Origin of the sequence: Haloarcula sp. Atlit-120R, from assembly GCF_003665885.1 — an archaeon.
Taxonomy (GTDB): Archaea; Halobacteriota; Halobacteria; order Halobacteriales; family Haloarculaceae; genus Haloarcula; species Haloarcula taiwanensis.
Genome location: NZ_QPLN01000047.1, coordinates 1 through 556 on the forward strand (window position 1 = coordinate 1; position 556 = coordinate 556).

Genomic DNA, 556 nt, shown 5'->3' on the forward strand with positions numbered 1-556 from the left:
AATCGGTTCCGTCGAACCAGATCGAATGCGTACACGGCCTCTGCCACGAGGGGAACTCTCGGGTGTTCATGCTCTACGTCGACCCCGACGCGGACATCTCCGAACCCGACCTGTTGGCCTTCGACGAGGTCGTCGCCGTCGACGCGCTCGGGCGCGCGAGCGGTAAGGACGTCTTCCAAACCACCATCGAACTGGACGACGTCGTCTCGGAAGCGTTCGCCCCCGAGCGGTTCACCGCGACCCAGGTGGAACGGACGGTCGTCACGCCCGACGGCTGGTACGAAAAGAAGCTCTTTCAGAACTACAACGCGTTCAACGGGATGCGAACCCGCTGCGAGGAGTACGGTATCTCCATCGAGCTGATTTCTATCACGCAGAACCCCCGGGAACGCGACGAGTCGTCGCAGTACGGACTGACCGAGCGACAACAGGAGGCGCTGACGCTCGCCATCTCCCGCGGCTACGACGAGAGCCCGCGGCAGGTCTCGACCGAGGAACTCGCCGAGGAGATGGGTATCTCGCAACCCGCCATGTCGAGTCTCCTCCGCCGCGGCGA

At 63.7% G+C, this 556-nt stretch carries 1 protein-coding gene; it reads left to right on the top strand.

Features of this window, described 5'->3' with window-relative positions:
* Positions 1-556, top strand: a 556-nt coding sequence (locus DVK01_RS21150) for a helix-turn-helix domain-containing protein (RefSeq protein WP_121538833.1), incomplete at both ends; no start/stop codon positions are given.